This window comes from Acetivibrio sp. MSJd-27 (assembly GCF_018918095.1).
Lineage (GTDB): Bacteria > Bacillota > Clostridia > UMGS1840 > HGM11507 > HGM11507.
Map to the genome: position 1 here is coordinate 1 of NZ_JAHLPV010000086.1, position 1805 is coordinate 1805.

General features: G+C 35.5%; 3 protein-coding genes. 2 read left to right on the forward strand and 1 reads right to left on the reverse strand.

From position 1 onward, the window contains the following. Nucleotides 1-353: 353 nt before the first annotated feature. On the reverse strand, nucleotides 354-635 hold the full coding sequence (locus KQI32_RS13175; protein WP_216426087.1) for a DUF6514 family protein: 282 nt from the start codon (nucleotides 633-635) through the stop codon (nucleotides 354-356). A 275-nt stretch (nucleotides 636-910) separates the two neighbouring features. On the opposite strand from KQI32_RS13175, the gene KQI32_RS13180 reads away from it, so the two are divergent. Continuing rightward, nucleotides 911-1159: a hypothetical protein gene (locus KQI32_RS13180; protein WP_216426088.1), complete on the forward strand. Its 249-nt coding sequence runs from the start codon at nucleotides 911-913 to the stop codon at nucleotides 1157-1159. A gap of 43 nt (nucleotides 1160-1202) precedes the next feature. After that, on the forward strand, nucleotides 1203-1649 hold the full coding sequence (locus tag KQI32_RS13185) for a hypothetical protein (protein WP_216426091.1): 447 nt from the start codon (nucleotides 1203-1205) through the stop codon (nucleotides 1647-1649). Nucleotides 1650-1805: the final 156 nt, after the last annotated feature.

The following is a 1805-nucleotide window of genomic DNA, read 5'->3' on the forward strand; positions in this document are numbered from 1 at the left end:
CCCCTTTAAACAAACTTTGTTTGTCGTTTCCTTTTTACTCGTTTCTACTTGAGTTGTACTTGTTTTTAAACTCTAAGTTATTGCTAGGACCGTCATGTTGTTCAATTTTCAAGGACCGGCAGTCAGTTGACTGTTCGCCGCCGTTCTCACAGCGACTTTTAAATTATATCACTTTTCATTCTTGTTGTCAATACTTTTTTTAAAGTTTTTTCAAGCCTTTTGAAAAGTGCTTTTTCCGTGTGCTTCCTGCACGGCATCCCTTTTTCCCTTTGCCGTTCCTCCGCAACACTTGTTGTAGTATAGCACCTTTCTTCCTCTGTGTCAATATTTTTTCGACAAAAAAGATCGAAAAATTATAAAATATAATCTTCAATGATATCCCATAGAGTAACGGGAGTTACTTGATTTAACATCAAAATATAGCAAAGTGACTCCACATCTTCTCTTCGCGTGAAAATGGAATAAACCTGTTCGCTCTCTGATGTTTTTACTCTTGGATCATACACGGTTATCCGTATTCCATAACCATCCTCCTCACATTGCTTCTTCTTTTTCTTTATTAGATAATAATCGAGAAAAAGCTCGGAAGAAGAAACAGTGAGCTTGGAACTGCCAATTAACGTTTTCTGATACATGCAAAAAACTCCCTTTAGAATTTAAAATCATAACCGCCGTATTTGAAGCGACCTCAATATACTTAGATGAAATAGCAGGATGAATCTAATAATGATTTTAAATAGCAAACTGATATATTTCTTTATTTACTATTATATATTGTATTAACATGGGATCAATCACAAGTATTCGACTTTTTTCGACAAACCGTTCTATTTCCGGCTTTTTCCGGTTGCTTTTATAAAGTCCAACTGATACAATAAATTTGTTAAACCATATAGGAAAGGAGAAAACGATGAAAAATTTTACGAATCATTTCAAAAAAGCAGATATTGGGTCTCAAAAAATTCTTTTATGGTTTCTGCGTTTTAGTGTTCTGTTTCTTGCATACGGATTCCTTTATTATACACATATTTTAAATGGCCAAGGATATTTCGTATATTTTGAAAGCATTTATACTTTTATCGAATCAGCTTTTTATCTTCTGGCAACTGGCATTGCTGCCGCTACCATATTTGAATGGATGATAAGAAAGAATAAATAAATCAAGGAAAGCACATAATAAACATGAAAAGGCGGTGTTTATTATGTCAAAATATCTTGTTGGCGTGTTTCCTAATCTAGAACTGGCAAATGATGCCCTGCGGGAATTTAAAAATTTGAATTTGGAAACTTATAACGAAAACATTGTGTCCAAAGAAACAGTAGACGATTATTCATCCAACGGTTTGGTTGAAGATTTTAACGTTGGGAATACAGAGGATTTGCTGATTGGTTCCAGTATAACAGAGTTCCCATTTACTGGAGCTTTGGCAGCAATGCATCCTAGTAATGTGATCTTTTCACAGGAACTGGACAGTAATTTGAGCAGCGGACTAATTGAATTGTCACCTCCGTTGCGTCATGGAGAAAATTTTCAGGAACTTTATGATAAAGGATATACTTTATACAGTTTACAGACATCCAATAAAAACAAAAGCACGGTAAAAAAAGTTTTTAAAGCACACAGGGCCTTTTCTGTGAAAGAAATTTAGCAAAATTAGAAAACACATCGCCAAATGCAACAGTAAAAATCAGAACCACCAGTAAACTGGTGGTTTGCACAGCCCCTATAAGGGGCTATTACAGGCTTAGCCTCTCTAAGAGGCACCGAAAGTTTGACACCGCATTACTATCACAGGCAGCCGCTC